General features: G+C 60.1%; 14 protein-coding genes and 1 tRNA gene. 5 read left to right on the top strand and 10 right to left on the bottom strand.

The features are described from left to right. The first annotated feature begins 3 nt into the window (after positions 1-3). From CAY35_RS00540 to eccCb, 3 genes are read left to right on the top strand one after another with little or no spacing between them, the layout of a single operon-like run. Positions 4-996 (top strand): hypothetical protein, encoded by a 993-nt coding sequence (locus tag CAY35_RS00540; protein ID WP_101630062.1) that lies wholly within the window; start codon positions 4-6, stop codon positions 994-996. Next, on the top strand, positions 993-2,387 hold the full coding sequence (locus CAY35_RS09765; RefSeq protein ID WP_109302872.1) for a hypothetical protein: 1,395 nt from the start codon (positions 993-995) through the stop codon (positions 2,385-2,387). The genes CAY35_RS00540 and CAY35_RS09765 overlap by 4 nt, the downstream gene beginning before the upstream one ends. Then, positions 2,336-5,116 (top strand): type VII secretion protein EccCb, encoded by a 2,781-nt coding sequence (eccCb, locus tag CAY35_RS00530; RefSeq protein ID WP_309136514.1) that lies wholly within the window; start codon positions 2,336-2,338, stop codon positions 5,114-5,116. The genes CAY35_RS09765 and eccCb overlap by 52 nt, the downstream gene beginning before the upstream one ends. Positions 5,117-5,323: 207 nt before the next feature. On the opposite strand, the gene rpsA is transcribed toward eccCb, so the two are convergent. The 3 genes from rpsA to polA all read right to left on the bottom strand — a co-directional run bounded on the left by rpsA (position 5,324) and on the right by polA (position 11,247). After that, positions 5,324-6,802, bottom strand: a complete 1,479-nt coding sequence (rpsA, locus tag CAY35_RS00525; RefSeq protein ID WP_101630060.1) for a 30S ribosomal protein S1 — start codon at positions 6,800-6,802, stop codon at positions 5,324-5,326. A gap of 238 nt (positions 6,803-7,040) precedes the next feature. Continuing rightward, entirely contained in the window at positions 7,041-8,384 is a 1,344-nt protein-coding gene (locus tag CAY35_RS00520; RefSeq protein WP_109302870.1) for a GNAT family N-acetyltransferase, read from the bottom strand. A gap of 76 nt (positions 8,385-8,460) precedes the next feature. After that, complete coding sequence (polA, locus tag CAY35_RS00515; protein ID WP_109302869.1) at positions 8,461-11,247, bottom strand: DNA polymerase I; 2,787 nt, start codon at positions 11,245-11,247, stop codon at positions 8,461-8,463. Here polA and CAY35_RS00510 point away from each other — a divergent pair. Beyond that, entirely contained in the window at positions 11,246-11,755 is a 510-nt protein-coding gene (locus CAY35_RS00510; protein WP_109302868.1) for a hotdog fold thioesterase, read from the top strand. The genes polA and CAY35_RS00510 overlap by 2 nt on opposite strands. Positions 11,756-11,858: 103 nt before the next feature. On the opposite strand, the gene CAY35_RS00505 is transcribed toward CAY35_RS00510, so the two are convergent. Together CAY35_RS00505 and CAY35_RS00500 are read right to left on the bottom strand one after the other, a co-directional pair. Continuing rightward, on the bottom strand, positions 11,859-12,107 hold the full coding sequence (locus CAY35_RS00505; RefSeq protein ID WP_109302867.1) for a hypothetical protein: 249 nt from the start codon (positions 12,105-12,107) through the stop codon (positions 11,859-11,861). A gap of 12 nt (positions 12,108-12,119) precedes the next feature. Beyond that, positions 12,120-13,622: an inorganic phosphate transporter gene (locus CAY35_RS00500; protein ID WP_109302866.1), complete on the bottom strand. Its 1,503-nt coding sequence runs from the start codon at positions 13,620-13,622 to the stop codon at positions 12,120-12,122. A 319-nt stretch (positions 13,623-13,941) separates the two neighbouring features. Here CAY35_RS00500 and CAY35_RS00495 point away from each other — a divergent pair. After that, positions 13,942-14,023: transfer RNA gene (locus CAY35_RS00495), tRNA-Leu, on the top strand. A 65-nt stretch (positions 14,024-14,088) separates the two neighbouring features. Here the strand turns inward: CAY35_RS00495 and CAY35_RS00490 are convergent. The 5 genes from CAY35_RS00490 to trpB form a co-directional block, all read right to left on the bottom strand. Then, a complete protein-coding gene (locus CAY35_RS00490) occupies positions 14,089-15,300 on the bottom strand; it encodes an enoyl-CoA hydratase/isomerase family protein (RefSeq protein ID WP_109302865.1) in 1,212 nt (403 codons plus the stop codon). A gap of 10 nt (positions 15,301-15,310) precedes the next feature. Beyond that, positions 15,311-16,858, bottom strand: a complete 1,548-nt coding sequence (gene pyk / locus CAY35_RS00485; RefSeq protein ID WP_109303054.1) for a pyruvate kinase — start codon at positions 16,856-16,858, stop codon at positions 15,311-15,313. A gap of 179 nt (positions 16,859-17,037) precedes the next feature. Then, positions 17,038-18,039 carry a prolipoprotein diacylglyceryl transferase gene (lgt, locus tag CAY35_RS00480; RefSeq protein WP_109302864.1) on the bottom strand — a complete coding sequence of 334 codons (1,002 nt, stop codon included), beginning with the start codon at positions 18,037-18,039 and terminating at the stop codon, positions 17,038-17,040. Then, positions 18,036-18,839: a tryptophan synthase subunit alpha gene (trpA, locus tag CAY35_RS00475; protein ID WP_109302863.1), complete on the bottom strand. Its 804-nt coding sequence runs from the start codon at positions 18,837-18,839 to the stop codon at positions 18,036-18,038. The genes lgt and trpA overlap by 4 nt, the downstream gene beginning before the upstream one ends. 2 nt (positions 18,840-18,841) lie before the next feature. Next, entirely contained in the window at positions 18,842-20,149 is a 1,308-nt protein-coding gene (gene trpB, locus CAY35_RS00470; RefSeq protein ID WP_109302862.1) for a tryptophan synthase subunit beta, read from the bottom strand. Positions 20,150-20,190: the final 41 nt, after the last annotated feature.

Here is a 20,190-nt window from a genome sequence, read left to right as displayed (position 1 = left end):
AATATGTTTTCCAAGACCAAGATGCCGACGCATCCTCTAAAGAAGAAGCAACCGGCGCGCCCGGAGAAGAAATCCTCGACCCCGAAATACACATCAACAACTCGAGGCGATTCGTGGTGGGTTCGCGCCACTCGTGGCATTGTTCACCTGTTGCTGTCAGACCCTTTCCCCGAGGCGTATCAGCGCGCCTTGAAGGGGTGCCAGACCTCTGTCATTACGGGGCGCCGAATCGGCATCACAAGCCCGCTGGGTGGTGCCGGCGCAAGCTCAACTGTAGCGCTCTTGGGGCACCAGCTAGCGAACGGTCGAAAAGAGTCGATCCTCGCCGTGGATGTACTGAACCGTGACGGCGCAACGCTCCGTCGCTTAGGCCCGCGCAACCCGCGCAAGGTAAGCGATGAGCGAGGCCTCGCTTTACTCTCTGAGCTCATGAATCAGAAGAATACGGCCGTCAATCAGAACTACCGAACGTTCTCTGATGAAATCAACCGTTATCTGCGCTACATCCCCTGGGGTGAAAGCGAAGAGCACCTGGATGACAAAGCGCTGTTGCACAACAGCTTCCAGTTCCTCTCAGAAAAAGCGTCTGTCGCACTACTTGACTTGCCGATGACCGAACAGGTCATCAATGCCTTCTATCCAGGCCTTCACGCGCTTATTGTTCCGATTCCGATGTATCCGGCCGCGATCGACGTCAGCGAAGCGTTCTGTAAGTACATTCACGAACGCTTCCCGCACATCGGAATCATTCCGATCCTCGTGGACAGCATCCATGCATCACCGAAACAGATCCGTGCAACCAAGCAAGCCGTCCGCCAGACGAACCTGCGCACCTATCTGCCGGCGAGCCGTAAACACTACTTGCCTGAGCTGAGCTTCGACGCCCACGTCGCAACCGGCGGGCGGCTCAACATGGACCTGCTCTCAGAAAGGTTACGACTCCAAACGGCACAGCTCGGCGCAACCGTGCTCGCCGTCGCGAAAGCTGCATCATGACTCTAGACAGCCGATCACTGACCGCCCTCGAATCGAACGGCCTCTTTCACCGTCCGGCTCGTTCCGAGCCGCCCGCTGCCGACCCCGAATTGGCGACCATCCGACGACCTCCCTTGATCGAGGAAGGCGGGTCCGGCGCTATGGGCTTCATGGGTCTCATTCCCCTACTGGGTATGGCCGGTTCGATGACCGTCATGATGCTGTTCAGGGGCTCGCCGTTCGCGGCCGTTGGTGCGTTGATGATGATCGTGACGGTCATCGGCGCAATTGTCATGATGACCTCCCAGAACGGTAAGCAGACCCGGCGCCGCAAACAACTGCGAGACAACTACCTCGAATACCTCGAGGAACGCCACCACGAACTGCGGACGGAAGAAAGCAAGCGACGCTCACGCGCGCAGGTCACGGATCCCCGCACGAGCGCTCTCGTTGAGATGATCTCCACCCCGTCCCGGCTGTGGGAACGGCGCCGCCAGCACAGCGACTACCTCAACGTCCGATGCGGCATCGGCGATGCGACCGGTGTTGAGTTCCGTCTTGAGGGCGAGGATCAATCGATCGAAAGCACGGATCCGCACCTCGAGCAGCAACTTGAGGTCCTTCAGGACCGGTTCGCGACCACCCCCGATATGCCTTTGCGTGTGCATCTAGGTGCGGACCACACGGTTTCGGTCATCGGAGACACCGAGTTTTGTGACCAGGCGATCCGAAATCTCGTATTGCAAGCTGTGTCACTTCATTCACCTGAGGACCTCCAACTCGCATTCCTCGTTCCACCGGCGGCACGAGAGAACTGGGAATGGGTGCGTAGACTCCCCCATATCCTCGATCAAGAGCAACCGACGGCGTTTGGGCCAGTCCCCCGCATCAGCGAAACGATGTCGGAGCTCTCATCTCTTCTGCGCAGCAACATTCAGCGCCGATATCAGACCACGGCTGAACTGCGGCGCACCCCTGCTAACCACACAGTGGTCAATCTCAACCAGCCGCGCCTGCTCGTGATCGACCTTAGGCACAGTGGCCCCGTAGAGAACTTCAGCGCCGGTGCGGCAACCGACCTCGAGATGATGGGCATCACCGTCATCCACGCGCTGCGGAATCAGCTCGAGGAACCCGGGGATGTCTCCGCTCGACTCGTGCAAAACAGAAACACAACACACAACAAGAACAAGGACCGAAAGAATCAGGCCGGCCTCGCTGACGGTGGCGCAGCGTCCCCGCAGCCGAGGTTGAGGTCCAGCGCCTGGACACTGACGGTTCCGTGGCACAACGCCACACGGGTATTTTGGATGAGTCCGATGTGGCGCTCGCCCAAGCGATCTCCCGCGTGTTGGCGCCGATGCGGCTTTCCCATGACTCGCTCGAGCATTCCGAGCAGCAAGCGGGCATGAAGTTCACGCAGTTGCTCGGCCTCAAGGAGCTGGATGAACAACACCTGCAAAGGTCGTGGGAACCGAACTTCGGACCAGACTTCCTAACGGTTCCGATCGGCTTGGATCAGCAGGGAAAGCCGGTGCGGCTAGACATCAAGGAGGCCGCACAGCACGGCATGGGTCCTCACGGCCTGTGTGTGGGTGCGACCGGTTCCGGTAAGTCGGAGCTTCTGCGAACGTTGGTCCTCGGCCTCGCCCTGACTCACTCCCCTGAACAGCTCAACCTGGTTCTGGTCGACTACAAAGGTGGCGCTACGTTCGCCCCGTTCAAGGGCATCCCGCACGTGTCCGGAATCGTCACGAACCTCGCAGACGATGTCTCGCTCGTCGACCGCATCTACGCAAGTCTCGAAGGTGAGATCCTGCGGAGGCAGGAGCAGCTGAAAGCGGCAGGCAACATCGCCTCCATCACCGATTATCAGCGTGCGCGGCGTCGTAATCCTGACCTTCCAGTCATGCCTCACCTGTTCCTCGTAATTGACGAGTTTGGTGAGCTTTTGACCGCCCAGCCGGACTTCATCGACTTGTTCATGTCGATCGGTCGTATCGGCCGCTCGATCGGCGTCCATTTGCTACTGAGCTCGCAGCGCCTCGAAGCCGGGAAGCTTCGCGGCTTGGATACGTATCTTTCCTACCGACTCGGTTTGCGTACGCTTTCCGAGGCGGAGTCCCGCACCGTGTTGGAAACCACCGACGCTTTCCACTTGCCACCGCTGCCCGGTTACGGATACCTCAAGGTCGATACGACCGTCTACGAACAGTTCAAAGCCGGTTACGTCTCCGGCCCGCTCGCCATCGAAACCGCTGAGGATAGCAACGCTAACGAAGCCTCTACCCCTGTAGTTCTGATCGATCAGTTCTACGCGCAGAACTTCATGACAGCTACCAGGCAGCAGGACGAAGCCGACGACGAGGACGAAGCCTCGAAACCCGTTACCGCCGACGATGATACCGAAGGACCGACCGTCCTCAGCGCATCCGTGGACATGATGAGCCGCTACCCCGCCGTGACTGACCCGATCTGGTTGCCGCCACTGCTGGACAAGCTCACGCTGGACCAGGCTCTCTCGATGCCACAAGAGGTACTCACAGAGCCAACGCATCCACAGGCCGACGCGGCACACAGCATCATGGTTCCGATCGGTGTCTTGGATGATCCCGCACATCAGTGGCAGGGCCGTTGGGAAATTGACCTGACCCACTCGGGTGGCCACATCGCTATCTTGGGTGGACCGGCAACCGGCAAGTCCATGCTTCTGCGCACGATGGCGCTCTCGCTCGCGCTGGAGAACTCGCCTCGCGAAGTCACTATGTATGGGCTGGACCTTCGTGGTTCAGGTTTGCTCGCGATCGAGGGGCTTCCCCACACCGCAGGTGTCGCGGTGCGTACGCGCAGGGAATCCTTGCGGCGAACCCTTGAGGAAGTCACCGACCTCTTGACCGAGCGAGAGGCTCTGTTCGAGTCCTTGCACATCGATTCGGTATCCACGATGCGTGAAATGTTCGCCTCGGGTGAGCACCCCGAGCTCGATGTGTGCGATGTGGTGCTCTTCGTGGACGGTTGGGGCGGATTGATCGACGAGTTCGAGGATCTTCAAGACTCGCTCTACTCACTCCTGACTCGCGGAAGCGGCTACGGCATCCACATCGTCGCGACAGCTACCCGCTGGAATGAAGTCCGGATGGCTCAACAGTCCTTCTTCGGAACGCGCTTGGAGATGCGGTTGACGGAGCCGAGCGATTCAATGCACGGTTCCAAGACCGCCGCTCACCTGCCGAAGAATAGGCCGGGACGCGGCTTCAACATCGATGGCCGCATCGGCCAAGTCGCTCTGCCACGCATCGACGATGAACCGAGCGATGACGGACTCATCAAGGCGTTCAACGAGGCAGTTGAGATCGTCAAGATGCACTACCCTCGGCAGACTCCACGAACTGTCCGCTTGCTTCCGACGCACATCCATGTGGACGAGCTACCGGCGGCGCCCGCCCCGGGTCACACACGGTTCGGCGTTCTGGAACGCAACCAGACGATCCGGTACCTGGACTTTTTTGGCCGCGAACCGCATCTCGCAGTGCTTGCAGACGAAGAGGCCGGCAAGACGAGCCTCCTACGGGTGCTCGCCCACGAGCTCATGCAGCAGTACAGCTCCGAGGAGCTCGTGTTCGCTGTCTTCGATCCGCGGCGTGACCTGCAGAACGTTATCCCGGAGGAATACCTCGGAGGATATGCGGCATCAGCGATGCATGCAGAACAGCTGACGGCCGCGGTGGTGAAGGAAGTCCAGTCCCGTGTACAGGTGGACCCGCTCAAGCAACAAAGCGCTGGATTCGAAGGTCCGCGCATCGTGTTGCTCGTAGATGACTACGATGTCCTCACCGCAGGTGCGGCCTCGCCGTTGCATGCGTTCACGCCGTTCCTCGCAATGAGTGGAGACATCGGCCTGCATGTTGCACTCACGCGTCGAGTTCGCGGCGCATCGCGAACCATGTATGAGCCGTTCTTCGCATCCCTGCGCGAAGCCGGCGCAGTAACTCTGCTCATGGATGGCGACAGCGGCGAAGGGCCTATCATCGGCCGGATCCGTCCGCGCCACTTCCCTGCCGGCCGAGGCATGTTGATCCGCCCGAACGAGGCGCCTCAGACGATCCAGCTAGTGACCCTCAACGAAGAGGAGAAGGACTAACGTCCTCCTGCGGGCGGGCTTGTTGCTCGCCCGCAGTTGCGCACCGGGCACGCGTTGCTCAGCACAGCACAAGAAGTTGCCAAGCACTAGAAGTTGATACGCACAGCAAGTTGATACGCAAAGAGGGCGGTTCCGGATGGAACCGCCCTCTTCGTGTCATCTACTCCGCTGGCGTATTTACCTCACGAGCGGGAGTCGATGTGATGCTTACTTGTTGCCGGTGAGCTTCTCCCGCAGTGCAGCAAGAGCCTCATCCGATGCGAGGGTGCCGCTGTCTTCAGCAGCGCCCTGGTCCTCGGAGGAGTAGGAAGCTGGAGCTGGAGCAGCTGCCTGCTGTGCGCCGGCCTCGGCGTCCTTCTCCATTGCGTCTGCAACCTGCTTCTTGTGAGCCTCCCAGCGAGCCTGTGCGGCAGCATACTGCTGCTCCCACTCTGCGCGCTGAGCCTCGTAGCCCTCGAGCCACTCGTTGGTCTCTGGGTCGAAGCCCTCTGGGTATTTGTAGTTGCCGGCCTCGTCGTATTCTGCGGCCATGCCGTACAGAGCTGGGTCGAACTCGGTGCCCTCTGGGTCAACGCCTTCGTTGGCCTGCTTGAGGGACAGCGAGATGCGGCGGCGCTCGAGGTCGATGTCGATGACCTTGACGAAGATCTCCTGACCAACCTGAACAACCTGCTCAGCGAGGTCAACGTGGCGCTCAGCCAGCTCGGAGATGTGAACGAGGCCCTCGATGCCGTCCTCAACGCGAACGAATGCACCGAATGGAACGAGCTTGGTGACCTTACCTGGTACAACCTGACCCAGTGCGTGGGTGCGGGCGAAGGTCTGCCATGGGTCTTCCTGGGTTGCCTTGAGCGACAGGGAAACGCGCTCGCGGCTCATGTCTACCTCGAGAACCTCGACGGTGACCTTCTGGCCAACCTCGACAACCTCGGATGGGTGGTCGATGTGCTTCCAGGAGAGCTCGGAAACGTGAACCAGGCCGTCAACGCCGCCCAGGTCAACGAATGCACCGAAGTTAACGATGGACGAAACAACGCCCTCGCGAACCTGACCCTTCTCGAGCTTGTTGAGGAACTCAGTGCGAACTGCGGACTGGGTCTCCTCGAGCCATGCACGGCGCGAAAGCACAACGTTGTTGCGGTGCTTGTCGAGCTCGATGATCTTAGCTTCGAGCTGCTGGCCGATGTACGGAGCCAGGTCGCGAACGCGACGCATCTCAACCAAGGAAGCAGGCAGGAAGCCGCGGAGGCCGATGTCGAGGATGAGACCACCCTTGACAACCTCGATGACGGTACCGGTAACGACGCCGTCTTCTTCCTTGACCTTCTCGATGTCGCCCCATGCACGCTCGTACTGTGCGCGCTTCTTGGAGAGGATCAGACGGCCTTCCTTGTCCTCCTTAGTCAGGACAAGAGCCTCAACCGTGTCGCCAACCTCGACGACATCACTCGGGTCCACATCGTGCTTGATGGACAGTTCGCGGGACGGGATAACACCCTCGGTCTTGTAGCCGATATCCAGCAGAACTTCGTCGTGGTCAACCTTGACAACCTCGCCTTCAACGAGATCGCCGTCGTTGAAGTACTTGATGGTTGCGTCGATTGCGGCGAGGAAATCTTCCTCCGAGCCGATGTCGTTGACTGCGACCTGCGGGAGTCCGGTCTGATCCGGGTTCGTAGTGGTCATGTAGTAGGGGCTCCGTTACGGATAGTAAATCGGTCGGAAACAGCTGCGAATACTTCGCTCGATATGTGCTGTTCCGAGTAGTGAACAATATGATGAAATTGCGCACGCGTGAGGGCACACGAAATGCACAACTCAATCAAGTCTATGCTATGGGGCCAGACCAGTCAATGAAGTATGACCATCGTCTACTGCTGCCTCACGACAAGACTCTGCCCATGATGCCGATGCAACCAGAGCATCAGAAATAGGTTGTGTTAATCGGAGGCACCTTGGAGTGGAACAACACGTGAAGTGCTTCCAGGTCAGCTTCTTTAGCCTGCGCACGCCCACTCGCAACCAGATCAGCCACGCGGCACGTACCCAAGTACAAGGCAGCCAATGCCTCGGCATCCAAGCTCAAGCGCGGAACATCGGCGCCAATGGAGCCATCCTCAGGCGATTCAGTAACGCGTGTCTCGTTCTCATCCGTCTCGATCAGGAACGTACCCTGCGCATAGCCCAACGGGTCAGTCACATCCAGCACCACAGAACCCTCGCTGCTGAGCCCGCGGGCGCGCATCGCTTCTGGAACATCCAGCATCCGTAGCCACAACGCGTCCTTGGTCTCGCCGTCAATAACATCGCGACCATTGATCAAAGCAACACGTAGCGCGTGATCGGCAACCACCGCATCGGCGGAAAGCTCCGCTACCAGGTCCGTGGCACCCAACGCTTGCCACAGCGCGAGCTCCGCGACAGGATCAGCCGCCATGAGCTCATGAACTTGCAACGTGAACGGATTGGATTCCCAGCCCGAGAACTCAGCGATCGCATGCCCTCGCACCGCGCCGTCCGGACCAAGCGCAACCAGCGGACGCAGGTCGTGGTTCTCCCCCGGCTCAGCCGAATAGTTGCTCATGCCTTCAGCGCGACGAATCTGCGAAGAAACCGGCGCAATCTGACCCGGCATACGCTTCACAAAAGCCTCAGAGGACTCTCGGTGGATCGCAGGCATCTCGTCCCAGGACGGAACCACAACACGAACACCCGAATCCTCGATCGCCTTGATCGCCGAATCACGCAAACGCAAACCGTGCAAAACCTTGACGCGGCATGTTCCCGTATGCGCGGCGACACCGAAACCGAAACGTCCATAGATCACGCCCTCGGTTGCCGTCAGTGCAGCCAACGGTCGCCCGGCTTCCTTAGCGCGGTCAAAGGAGGCGTGCATCATCTTGGTCAGCAAACCTCGACGACGGTGCGAGGTACGCACTGTCACCTCAGTGACCATGTGCGTATCAACCAGCACGCCTTCCCGGACACACAGCCTCCCGGGGAACTCCGCGAACGTCGCGACAGGGATTTCGGCATCTAGAGCGATCGACGGCTGGTTGTCATCATGAACCATCGTCAAGAGCGAACCGTCCAGGCGGAAACGGTCAACTTTGCCCTGTAACTCTTCCTTGCTCCGGCGCCCTTCCAGGAAGCTTAACGCCATAGCTTCAATGAACGCCTCAGTCACTGGATCTGGGCTGCCCAGCGGACCATCCGGGGCATGACGGACAACCCGGAACTGCTCATCGCGAACCACGTCAGTGCTCATTTCTATCTCCAGATCAGTATCTTCGTGGAAGTTTTGTATCGAGCCACGTAGCTAGTGCGTGGCGTCGTGCATCGTGCTAGTGCGCGGCGTCGTGCCAGGTACGGCCCGTGCCGATGTTCACATCCAGCGGGACAGACAGTTCCATCGCGCTGGACATGATCTCAACCACCAGCGAACGTACTTTGTCCTGTTCGCCGTCCACGACCTCGAAAATCAATTCGTCATGGACCTGCAGCAGCATCTTCGATTCCAGGCCCGCATCCTCGAATGCGGCAGGAATCCGCAGCATCGCGAGCTTGATGATGTCCGCGGCGGTCCCCTGGATCGGTGCGTTCAGGGCGGCACGCTTAGCCATCTCGCGCAACTGGCGGTTATCGCTATGCAGCTCAGGAAGATAGCGACGGCGGCCCAGCAACGTTGAGGTGTAGCCATCCACTCGCGCCTGGTCGACAACCTCGTCGAGGTAATCGCGGACCGCACCGAAACGCTTGAAGTAGTCGTTACGCAGCGTGCGGGCCTCATCCACTGAAATGCCGAGCTGCTGGGACAAACCGAATTGGCTCAGGCCATATGCGAGGCCGTAGCTCATCGCCTTGACCTTGGAACGCATCTCAGGCGAAACATCCTCAGGGGCGACGTCGAAGACACGCGAACCAACAAAGCGGTGCAGATCCTCGCCGTCCTTGAACGCCTGGATCAACGCCTCATCGCCGGAGAGGTGCGCCATGATCCGCATCTCAATCTGCGAATAGTCCGCAGTCAGCAGTTCGGCGCTGTCACCGCACGTGAAGATGTCGCGGATGCGGCGGCCTTCCTCGGTACGCACCGGGATGTTCTGCAGGTTGGGGTTCAACGATGACAACCGGCCAGTCGCCGCGGCAGTCTGCGAGAACGTCGTGTGAATACGGCCATCGGCCGCAACAGTCTTCTTCAAACCTTCGACGGTCTGGCGCAGCTTGCTCACGTCACGGTGAGCCATCAGAGCCTCGAGGAACGGATGCCCCGTCTTGACCAGCAGATCCTGAAGTGAAGCCGCATCCGTCGTGTAACCGGTCTTGATCTTCTTGGTCTTCGGAAGCTCGAGCTCCTCAAACAAAACCGTCTGCAACTGCTTAGGGCTGCTGAGGTTGACCTCGTGCCCGATGGCGTCGAAAGCCTGTTGCTGAGCACGGTTCATGTTCTGAGTGAAGCTGTCGATCAAATCATCGAGCGAATCCAGATCCACAGCCACACCCGTGGCCTCCATGTCCGCCAAAACGCTCGCCAACGGAACCTCGACCTGGGTCAGCAAGTCCTCAGCCTCACGGTCCACCAGCATCGGCTGCAACACAGCGTGCAAACGCAACGTGACGTCCGCCCGCTCAGCCTCACGGCCGTCGACGGCGGAACCGTCTTCGTCCAGGCCCAGATCAAGCTGGCCAGCTTCTTGCGCCGCGGCCTCGCCCAGCGTGCGTTTCAGATGCTGCTGAGCAAGATCCTCAAGCGCATATCCGCGGCGATCCGGCTGAACCAAATACGCAGACAACGCAACATCATCGATGACGCCCGCGACCTTCAAACCGCGCGCCCACAACGCCTTCAACATCGGCTTGAGGTCATAGACCACCTTCGGACGCTCGGAATCGGCCAGCCAGCCCGCGACCACATCGGTAGCTTGCTCGTCCAACTGAGCAAGATCAACCTGCAAAACCTCAGCCTGCGCCGAATCTTCAGGAAGCACAGCAACCGAAAGGCTCAGAACATCCGACGCCTCGCCCACCGCGTGCTCAGCAGCAAGCTCAGCGCGCAACGCGGCAACAGAGCCAGCCACAGCATCGGGCGCGGCAACCCCATCAAGCCACTCCCGAATCTCTTTCGCAGACGTCGCCGAAACAGCGTTCGGCAACTCGACGGCCGGGCCTTCGTCCTCGCTCAAGCCACCCATCACATCGTTCAAACGACGACGCAACGTATTGAACTCAAGCGAATCAAACAGGTCCTCGATGCGATCCCATTCAGGTTCACGCACCCGCATGTCATCCCACGTGACATCCACATCCAAATCGCGAACCAAAGCGTTCAACTCACGGTTGCGGCGCACATCATCGACATGATCACGCAGGTTCTGACCAACCTTGCCCTTGATCTCATCAGCATGAGCAAGGATGTCCTCAACCGAGCCATACAGGTTGATCCACTTGGCCGCGGTCTTATTACCCACGCCAGGAACACCCGGCAGATTATCGGCCTTCTCCCCCACCAACGCAGCCATATCCGGGTAATTCTGCGGCAGAACCCCGTAACGCTCTTCAACAGCCGCGGCGTCCATCGGCGGGATATCCGAAATGCCGCGCATCGGGTACAAAACGAGCACGTCGTCGTTGATCAGCTGGAACGTATCCCGGTCACCCGAAACCACCAAGACCTCGAAACCCTCCGCCGCACCGCGCGTCGAGAGCGTCGCCAGGATGTCGTCGGCTTCGTAGCCCTCGTACGTCAGCGTAGGGATGTTCATCGCGCCCATGACCTGATCGATCAGCTCAATCTGGCCCTCAAACTCAGGCGGAGTCTCAGCGCGGCCACCCTTATATTCCTCATACTGCTGCGAACGGATCGTAGGGCCGGAAAGGTCAAACGCGACCGCAACGTGGGTCGGCTCCCGCTGCTCAATCATTTTCAACAGCATCGAAACGAAACCGTGCACCGCGTTCGTGTGCTGGCCCGTAGCCGTTGAAAAGTTTTCCGCAGGCAAAGCGAAAAACGCGCGGAACGCCATCGAATGCCCATCAATAATGAGCAAACGTGGCTTAGATTCAGAAGACGACGAAGATGCAGACGATGAAGACTTTGCGTTGACACTCACGTATGAAAGCCTAATGCCCATGACTGACAAAAGCCCGAAACCCGAAACGGCCGGCACCTCCGAGGCCACCGAAAACCACCCGTTCGCAACCGAACTCACGCAAGCGAACATCCCTACTGTGGCCTGGGAGTACCTGCGACATAACGGCCCAGGCGAGCTCGTGACGAAGCTTGGAATCGTGTTCGAGAAGTTCGAAGTCGATGAGCTCACCGCAACCATGCCTGTTGAAACCAACACTCAGGTTGCTGGGATCCTCCACGGCGGGGCCAGCGCAGCACTCGCCGAAACCCTCGGCTCGTTCGCGGCCGCGCTACACATCGTCGACTCCGGCCTCCAGGGGAAAGTCGCGGTAGGTGTTGACCTCAACATCACCCACCACCGTGCCGGAGTCTCGGGTCGTGTACGTGGCCTGTGCACTCCAGCACACCTCGGCCGCACCACCACGAACCACGACATCAAAATCTACGACGAGCAGGACAAGCTCGTGGCGAGCGCACGCATCACCAACCAGATCATCAACCCGCGGTAACACGGACTGCGCGTGGGCGGAACAGTAGCCGCACACGATGAGGGCGGACCACCATCCATGGTGGTCCGCCCTCATCGCTATCCACGGTTCTAGAAGCCTAACGTCAAAAACCCAGCGCCCTATGGAGCGCCGGAACGATCAGCGCGATACCGATCAGCACGATCACGCCAGACACGGCGTAGCAAGCGTAGTAGCCAGCCTTGAGGCGTTTCGTTTTAGGCAAACCCTCCTCGGTTGCCGCGTCGTGCATCGACTGCAAGCGCACGCCCGTGGAAAACATCAGCACCACGAACATCGTCGACACCAAGGTCGCGGCAAAGACCAGCAGGAAAGACATCCACTCAATAGTCATTTGTTTCCTCCGCTATTTCCCTTGCTTCGATTCGACACGATCACGGCCTTTACGTGCTTCCTTAGCCGCGCGTTCAGCCTCACGAGCCGCAACATCGGACTCTTCAGCTGCCGCTTGGCTGTCAACTGCCGCGATGAAGCTCAACCGTGCTGCTTCCTCGATGTCTTGCGCCCGACGTGCCTCACGCAATTCTGCGGCCGCCGCCTTCCGGGCTATACGGCTCGCATGAGTTGCCGCTCGAGCGGCGCGGCGGGCCTTACGCGCCTCGGACTTGGCCTTCGCGGCAGCCGCCTTCGCGTGCTCATGGGCCTCGCGTGCCTCACGACGCAAGGCACGGGCTGCACTGCGACGTTCCTTCTTGGTTGGGATGTGGACCGCCGCAGAAGATACCTCGACACCGCGCATCGCGTTCTCGTGAGTCACCGAGTTACGCAAAGAAATCAGGAAGATCACGAGCATCGCTGCCAGACCAGTGATCAGGACGATCCACACGCCCACCGGGCCGATGTGCGTCAAAGCAGCCGCAATACCGCCGATGATCGCCGCAGCTGGCAGTGTGAACAGCCAGCCCGTCGCGATCTTGCCGGCCGTACGCCAACGAACACCTGCACCCTTACGGCCCAGGCCGGATCCCACCACGGAACCCGAAGCGACCTGCGTAGTTGAGAGCGCGAAACCCAGGTGCGACGAAGCCAAGATCGCAGCACCGGTGGAGACTTCAGCTGCGAAACCCTGCGGAGGCTTGACCTCAGTCAGGCCGGTACCCATGGTGCGCATAATGCGCCAACCGCCCGTGTAGGTACCCAATGCGATGGCGAAAGCACAGCTCGCGATAACCCAGAAATGTGGGCCCGTGCCAGCTTCCTGCATGTTGGCCGAAACCAAAACCAGGGTGATGATGCCCATCGTTTTCTGGGCGTCATTCGTGCCGTGAGCCAGCGCAACGAGCGAGGACGAGAAAATCTGGCCAATCTTGAAGCCGCCGCGTTTCGGTGAAATCTGGTTACTGTTTCGACGCGTGATGCGGTACGCGAGCTTCGTTGCGCAGAAAGCCGTCGCACCGGCGATGAGCGGCGCGGCCACAGCAGGGATGAGAACCTTCTCCAGAAGCGTTCCGTAGTTAACTGCTGAGAAGCCAGCACCCACGATCGCCGCGCCGATGAGACCGCCGAACAGCGCGTGCGAACTCGAGGACGGCAGGCCAAGAAGCCACGTGAGGAGGTTCCACACGATCGCACCCATCAACCCTGCGAGGATCACAGACGGTGTGATGAGGATGCCGCCATTGGATGAGGATTCGTTGATGATGCCCTTCGAGACCGTCATAGCGACCTCGGTTGAAAGGAAAGCACCGACAAGGTTCAAGACCGCGGCCAACGTCACAGCGTTCTTCGGCTTGATTGCACCCGTCGCAACGGGGGTAGCCATAGCATTCGCGGTGTCGTGAAAGCCGTTCGTGAAGTCAAAGAACAACGCTAGAGCGATGACGATGACAACGAGTAAGAACGGATCCATGCTGGACCTTTCTCTGCGTCTGTGAATTCATTGGAGCAACCGTTGCATCATGCTTCCTGCCAGTCTGCGTGCGAGACTAGATAACAAAGAAAACGGCACTTGAACACACGTTTACCTGGCGTTCATTTTGCTCCATTGACCATGCTAGACCTTTAAGCCCAAAAGCGTGACCCCGCGAGGGAACCAAGACTGTGTGAATCGTCACGCGCTCCCTCTCACGCGAGTCCAATGTGCATTTTCAGCACAAGTGCGTATACAGTAGAACCCGCTGGTTAGAACACCCCAAGTTAACGCGAAGGTTAGCTTCGGATAAGCACCAGCCCGAGTGGCGGAATTGGTAGACGCACTGCACTCAAAATGCAGCGATGAAAATCGTGCGGGTTCGAGTCCCGCCTCGGGCACACAGAAGGCCTGTGGGGCACAACGATGGTTGTGCCCCACAGGCCTTTTAAGATGCTAGTTGCTTCTACGCTCGGCCGGACTTGTCAGGGGAATCAGCGTCAGGGAGAGCAAGGTCCGGGTATCCGGGAACCTCGGCGAAGAAACTGCTTACCAGGTCAGCGTCGACGTCCTCAAGCGTTGCCGGGTTCCACTGGGGGTTGCGGTCCTTGTCGATGATCTGCGCGCGGATCCCCTCACGCATGTCGTGGCCAGCCCGCTGGACACCACTAGCACCACCGCGCGGCTCAGACTGTGTTGCCCTGTTCCCCAGCACCGCGTTTCCGCACAAGCGGTAATCCTGCTTGTAGGTCTCCGCGAGGCTGAGGTTTCGCGCACGTTTGAGCGCTTCCAACGCCGTTTTCATACCCGTTGGGCTGTTGCGGCGCATCGCAGCCAGCGCCTCCTGCTCAAGCGAATCGGTGCCAGCCGACTCAGCCCGCTCCTGTAACGCTGCAAAAATTTCCTCAACCGAATCGCGCGAGAAAACCTCATCAATCCAGCCGCGCGCTAATTCAAGACGCCCAGCGTCCGGCCCTTCCTCGTTCGCATCCGCAACCGGAGCCGCGAAGCCAGCCACCACATCGTCGACTTCACAGGCAGACGAGACCCGTTCAAGCTGCGCAATCAACGCATCCCAGCTCGCCGACGGAACAAAAGCGTCAGCAAGCCCCGAATACAACGCATCAGCCGCGCCGATGTGTAAGCCCGTCAGCGACAAGAAACAGCCGACCGCGCCAGGCGAACGCGCCAGAAAATACGAGGCACCCACGTCCGGGCTGAAACCGATCCCCGCCTCAGGCATACCCACCCGAGACGACTCATTCACAATCCGATGCGAACCAGGAACAGAAATCCCCACTCCGCCGCCCAAAACCAGCCCGTCCATGAGCGGAATGAAAGGCTTCTGGTAACACGAAATCGCGTAATCCAGGCGGTACTCGGCCGCGAAGAAATCCATCGCAACCGCAGGATCGCCGAGCGTGGCCTGGTAAATGACGCGCACATCGCCGCCTGCACACAAACCGCGCTCCCCCGCGCCGCGCAGCAACACAGCATGCACCGCATCATCGGCTGCGAAAGCATCCAGCGCGCGGTGCATCGCCTCAACCATCTCGAGGTTCAGCGCGTTCACCGCGGCCGGACGGTTGAGCGTAATAACACCCAACGCACCCGCACGTTCGGCAAGCACCAGCTCAGAGCCCGTGTCTACACAGCTCACGTGCGCCCTCTCACGCATCAGAACAACGCTAGATTGCCGGTGGTCGGGTAGCTTGCCCCTCGTTCATCCGCAGAACGAGGTCCTCAGCGGCCTGTTCACGCGTGCGCCACGGTTTGATTTCCTCATGGCGTTCCTCGTTGCGCTGACCGGCCTCTCCGCCGTGCGTCATATCGCCCAAGCGATGCACACGCAGAGAGTTCGTCGACCCAGCCTTGCCTGGAGGCGAACCCGAAACGATCACCGCGAGCTCATCTTCTTCGGCCAAGTTGCTACCCAGCAGATAGTCCTCCGCCTGCTGCGACATCTTGTCCGAGTGATCTACAAAATCCACAAGAACCGGCGCGATACCCCAGAACAGGTTCATGTATCGGAACGTCTGCTCGCTCGATGTGAAGCCTAACGCCGGGATCTCCGAACGCATACGGGCCAAACGCCGCGCCGAATCACCCGTCTGCGTGAACGCAACCAGATACGACGCGTCGACTTCCTCAGCAACCTCGACAGCCGCCCGAGTCACCGCACCACCGCGAGTGCGTGGACGCGCAGCCAACGGCGGAATCCGCTTCAACCCGTGCGCCTCAGTCGACTTGATGATCCGCGCCATCGTCTCGATCGTCTTGATCGGGTACTTACCAACCGAGGTTTCACCCGAAAGCATGACCGCATCGGCGCCATCCAGAACCGCGTTCGCGCAGTCGGAAGCCTCAGCGCGCGTCGGCGTCGGGGCGTCCATCATCGATTCCAAAACCTGCGTAGCAACAATCACCGGCTTAGCCCAGCGGCGTGCCAGCTCGACCGCGTGCTTCTGCACCACAGGAACGTCTTCAAGCGGCAACTCAACGCCGAGGTCGCCGCGAGCCACCATGATCGCGTCAAACGCGTCAATGATTTCCTCGATGTTCTCGACCGCTTGAGGCTTCTCAAGCTTGGCGATCACCGGGACCTTCCGGCCCTCTTCACGCATGATCTGATGCACCGGATCGATGTCCGAAGCGTTACGCACGAAAGACAACGCAATCATGTCCACACCCGCGCGCAGAGCCCACCGCAGGTCTTCTTCGTCCTTCTCCGAAAGCGCCGGAACATTCACAGCAACACCCGGGAGGTTGATGCCCTTGTTATCCGATACTTCGCCGCCAACCTCAACTTCGGTTACGACATCGGTGGCTGTCACCTCGACCGCCCGCAAGCGAACCTTGCCGTCGTTGACGAGCAACGTGTCGCCGACGTTGACGTTCTCAGCCAGGCCCGGGAACGTCGTGCCGCACTCAGTTTTGGAGCCTGGAACGTCGCGGATGGTGATCGTGAACCTGTCACCCTCAGCGAGCTCATGAGGCCCGTCAGCGAAACGCGCTAGACGGATCTTTGGCCCCTGAAGGTCAGCGAAAATGCCGAGTGGCTTGCCGAGCTGTTCCGACGCCTCACGCAGGTTATCCAGATTGTTCTGGTGGGTCTGGTGATCGCCATGGCTCATGTTGAGTCGGGCGACGTTCATGCCCGCTTTGAGGGCCTTCTTCGCCATCTTCTTGGTGCTGAGCGCAGGGCCAAACGTCACAACGATTTTGGCTCTCCGCACCTGGCGCTTTGTCTTGCTGGCTTTGTCTTTGTCAACAATCATGGTTCAATGCCTCATCGTGGTTTCGTATTCGGCAGCGCTCATGCTGCGCATATTCTCACCTGTTGATAAGCCTACAGCCCTGTGAACGCGTCGTGGGGCGAGCACAGGCTGTAGGTCGAATGTTTCATTGTGGGTGCTTATGTAGTTGTGTTTTTGTCAGCTTCCGACGATGCAGTAGCGGCTCCGTCGGTTGTGTCACCTGAATCTGTGCCGGCGCTAGTGGCGGCGGTTACCGCGCGTGGTGTGCGGCCTGGCAGGTCAACGTCGATCTCGGGTGCGTTCTTGCCACGCTGATACGCGATCACGAACGCGATGAGCGCGCCGATGAACACGAGGATCGATACCCACACATTGAGGCGCTGCGTGATGCCTGCGATCGTGATCATCTGGGCTTCGTCGATGCGCAGTGCTTCGATCCAAGTTCGGCCGGCCGTGTAGATCACGATGTAGAGCCACAAGATCGAGCCGCGACGCATGTGACGGGTCCGGTCGATCAGCAAGATGACCATGACGCCGAGGATGTTCCAGATGGATTCGTACAGGAACGTCGGGTGGAACAGGGTTTCGGCTGGTATGCCGGCCGGGAAGGTCGGTGAGTCCGCGTCGATCTTGAGTCCCCACGGCAACTCGGTTGGGCTACCGAAGAGTTCCTGGTTGAAGTAGTTACCCCAGCGGCCGATGGCCTGGGCGAGCAGCACGCCTGGCGCGGCGGCGTCCGCAAACGTTGAGAACCGAACCCCTGCGCGGCGCGTCGCGATCCACACGCCCACCGCACCGAGCGCTACCGCACCCCAGATCCCGAGCCCGCCGTTGGCGATGTACAGGATCTTGATGGGGTCCCCGGTGCCGTCATAGTCGGGACCGAAGTACTCGTCCGGAGACGAGAACACGTGATAGAGGCGACCACCTATGATGCCGAGCGGAACCGCCCAGATCGCTACATCCCACACGAGCTCGGGATTGCCCCCGCGGGCCTTCCAGCGGCGCTGCGTCAGGATGAGCGCTGCGATGATCCCGATGAGGATGCAGATCGCATACATGTGGATGGTCAGCGGCCCGAGGTGGAACGCCGAGAACTCCCTCGGCGGCGATGGGATCGCGGCCGGCACAAGTGCTGTGGTGGTCGCCTGTGTGATCATGCGCCGCTACCTCGCCCGGCTAGTTCCGCGGTGAGCTTTCCGACGCCTTGCGGCCCGTTTTCGCCGAGCTCGCGCACGAGCGCGGTACCAACGATCACGCCGTCGGCATACGCGCCGATCTCTTCAACGTGTTTGCGCTGGGACACGCCGAGACCCACGCACGCCGGCATGTCGCCTGCAACACGTACCGCTTCAACAACGCCTTGCGCGGCGTCGGAGACGGTATCGCGGGCGCCTGTGACACCCATGATCGAAACGCAGTATACGAATCCTCGGGATGCTTCCACGGTCTGCTTAACGCGTTCAGGGGTGTTGGATGGAGCGGTCAGGAATACGCGGTCGAGCCCGTATTTCTCGGAGGCTTCCATCCAGTCGCTGGCTTCTTCCGGCAAGAGGTCCGGGGTGATGAGGCCAGCGCCGCCGGCTTCTGCGAGTCGGCGCGCGAACTCGTCGACGCCCATGCGAATCACGAGGTTCCAGTAGGTCATGATGAGGACCGCGGCGTCGACTTCGGCGGTCACTTTTTCGATGATCTCGAAGACCTGCGGGACCTTGAAACCGTTGGCTAGGGATTCGGTTGTCGCGGCCTGGATGACAGGCCCGTCCATCACGGGGTCGGAGTATGGCAGGCCGATCTCGATGATGTCGGCGCCGTTCTTAGCTGCAGCGATCGCGGCGTCGATCGTCGACTGAACGTCGGGGTAACCTGCCGGGAGGTAGGCGATCAGAGCTGGGCGTCCTTCTTGACGCGCGCGAGCGATCGCGTCGCCGGATGTGATTCGTGGTGCGGGCTGGCTCACGCTTACTCGCCTTCCTGTTCGTCGTTTTCGTTGAGCAGTCCGAACCAGCGGGCTGCGGTTGCGACGTCCTTATCGCCGCGGCCGGACAAAGTCACCACGACGATGCGCTCGGCTGGGTCTTGGCCGTTGGCTTTCGCTTCCTCAGCCATGCGCTGGCCGACTTTGATGGCGCCGGCGAGTGCGTGGCTGGATTCGATGGCTGGCAGGATGCCTTCGGTTTGCGAAAGGAGTCGGAACGCGTCCATCGCTTCGCTGTCTGTGATGGCGGTGTACTGAACGCGGTGGATGTCCGCAAGGTACGCGTGCTCTGGACCGACGGCTGGGTAGTCGAGGCCTGCGGAGACCGAATGGGATTCGATGGTCTGGCCGTCTTCGTCCTGCATGAGGTAGGTCTTGGCGCCGTGGAGCACGCCGGCCCGGCCGAGGGTGATCGTGGCGGCGTGGCGCGGGGTGTCGATTCCGTCGCCGCCGGCTTCGAGCCCGTGCAGTTCAACCTCTTTGTCGTCGAGGAACGCGTGGAAGGTTCCGATCGCGTTGGAACCACCGCCGACGCATGCGCATACGGCGTCTGGGAGGCGCCCGGCTTGTTCGATGATCTGTTCGCGGGCTTCGTTACCGATGCACTCGTGGAAGAAGCGCACCATGCTCGGGAACGGGTACGGTCCGGCCGCGGTTCCGAGCAGGTAGTGGGTGTGGTCGACGTTGGCGACCCAGTCGCGCAGCGCTTCGTTGATCGCGTCTTTGAGTGTGCGGGAGCCCACCGCAACTGGCACAACCTTCGCACCGAGCAGTTCCATGCGGGCTACATTGAGCGCTTGACGCTGAGTGTCTTCTTCGCCCATGTAGACAACGCATTCCATACCGAAGAGTGCGGCTGCGGTTGCGGTTGCTACGCCGTGCTGGCCTGCGCCGGTCTCAGCGATGAGGCGGTTCTTCCCCATCCGCTTAGCGAGCAGCGCCTGGCCGAGCACATTGTTGATCTTGTGCGAACCGGTGTGGTTGAGGTCTTCGCGCTTGAGGAAGATCCGTACGCCGCCCGCGTGTTCTGCGAATCGTGGTGCTTCGGTCAGAAGCGATGGACGGTTGGCATAGTTGGCCAGCAGGTCCTGGAACTCGGCGACGAACTCAGGGTCATCCTTGGCCGCGTTGAAGGTTTCAGCCAGCTCATCGAGCGCACGAACCAGGGACTCCGGCATCCATCGGCCGCCGTATTCACCGAAGTAAGGGCCGGGCGCGTTACGCAGGGAGCCGGCCATGAACGAATCCGCCATGGTGGTGCGGTTCTCTTCAGACTCTGGTGTGCTGGTCATGCTTTTCCTTGATGATGGTGGGTACAGCGTGAGCTTGATGG

The organism is Pseudoglutamicibacter cumminsii, from assembly GCF_003143995.1.
GTDB lineage: Bacteria > Actinomycetota > Actinomycetes > Actinomycetales > Micrococcaceae > Pseudoglutamicibacter > Pseudoglutamicibacter cumminsii_B.
Note: the sequence above shows the minus strand (reverse complement) of the source record. Positions and strands in the feature narration are given on the sequence as shown.

Excerpts from the sequence above, each read along its gene's own strand:
- rpsA (WP_101630060.1), bottom strand. The coding sequence starts at position 6,802 with ATGACCACTACGAACCCGGATCAGACCGGACTCCCGCAGGTCGCAGTC.
- CAY35_RS00490 (WP_109302865.1), bottom strand. The coding sequence starts at position 15,300 with ATGCGTGAGAGGGCGCACGTGAGCTGTGTAGACACGGGCTCTGAGCTG.
- CAY35_RS00505 (WP_109302867.1), bottom strand. The coding sequence starts at position 12,107 with ATGACTATTGAGTGGATGTCTTTCCTGCTGGTCTTTGCCGCGACCTTG.
- eccCb (WP_309136514.1), top strand. The coding sequence starts at position 2,336 with ATGCGGCTTTCCCATGACTCGCTCGAGCATTCCGAGCAGCAAGCGGGC.
- CAY35_RS09765 (WP_109302872.1), top strand. The coding sequence starts at position 993 with ATGACTCTAGACAGCCGATCACTGACCGCCCTCGAATCGAACGGCCTC.
- trpB (WP_109302862.1), bottom strand. The coding sequence starts at position 20,149 with ATGACCAGCACACCAGAGTCTGAAGAGAACCGCACCACCATGGCGGAT.
- lgt (WP_109302864.1), bottom strand. The coding sequence starts at position 18,039 with ATGATCACACAGGCGACCACCACAGCACTTGTGCCGGCCGCGATCCCA.
- CAY35_RS00540 (WP_101630062.1), top strand. The coding sequence starts at position 4 with ATGTTTTCCAAGACCAAGATGCCGACGCATCCTCTAAAGAAGAAGCAA.
- CAY35_RS00520 (WP_109302870.1), bottom strand. The coding sequence starts at position 8,384 with ATGAGCACTGACGTGGTTCGCGATGAGCAGTTCCGGGTTGTCCGTCAT.
- polA (WP_109302869.1), bottom strand. The coding sequence starts at position 11,247 with ATGGGCATTAGGCTTTCATACGTGAGTGTCAACGCAAAGTCTTCATCG.
- CAY35_RS00500 (WP_109302866.1), bottom strand. The coding sequence starts at position 13,622 with ATGGATCCGTTCTTACTCGTTGTCATCGTCATCGCTCTAGCGTTGTTC.
- CAY35_RS00510 (WP_109302868.1), top strand. The coding sequence starts at position 11,246 with ATGACTGACAAAAGCCCGAAACCCGAAACGGCCGGCACCTCCGAGGCC.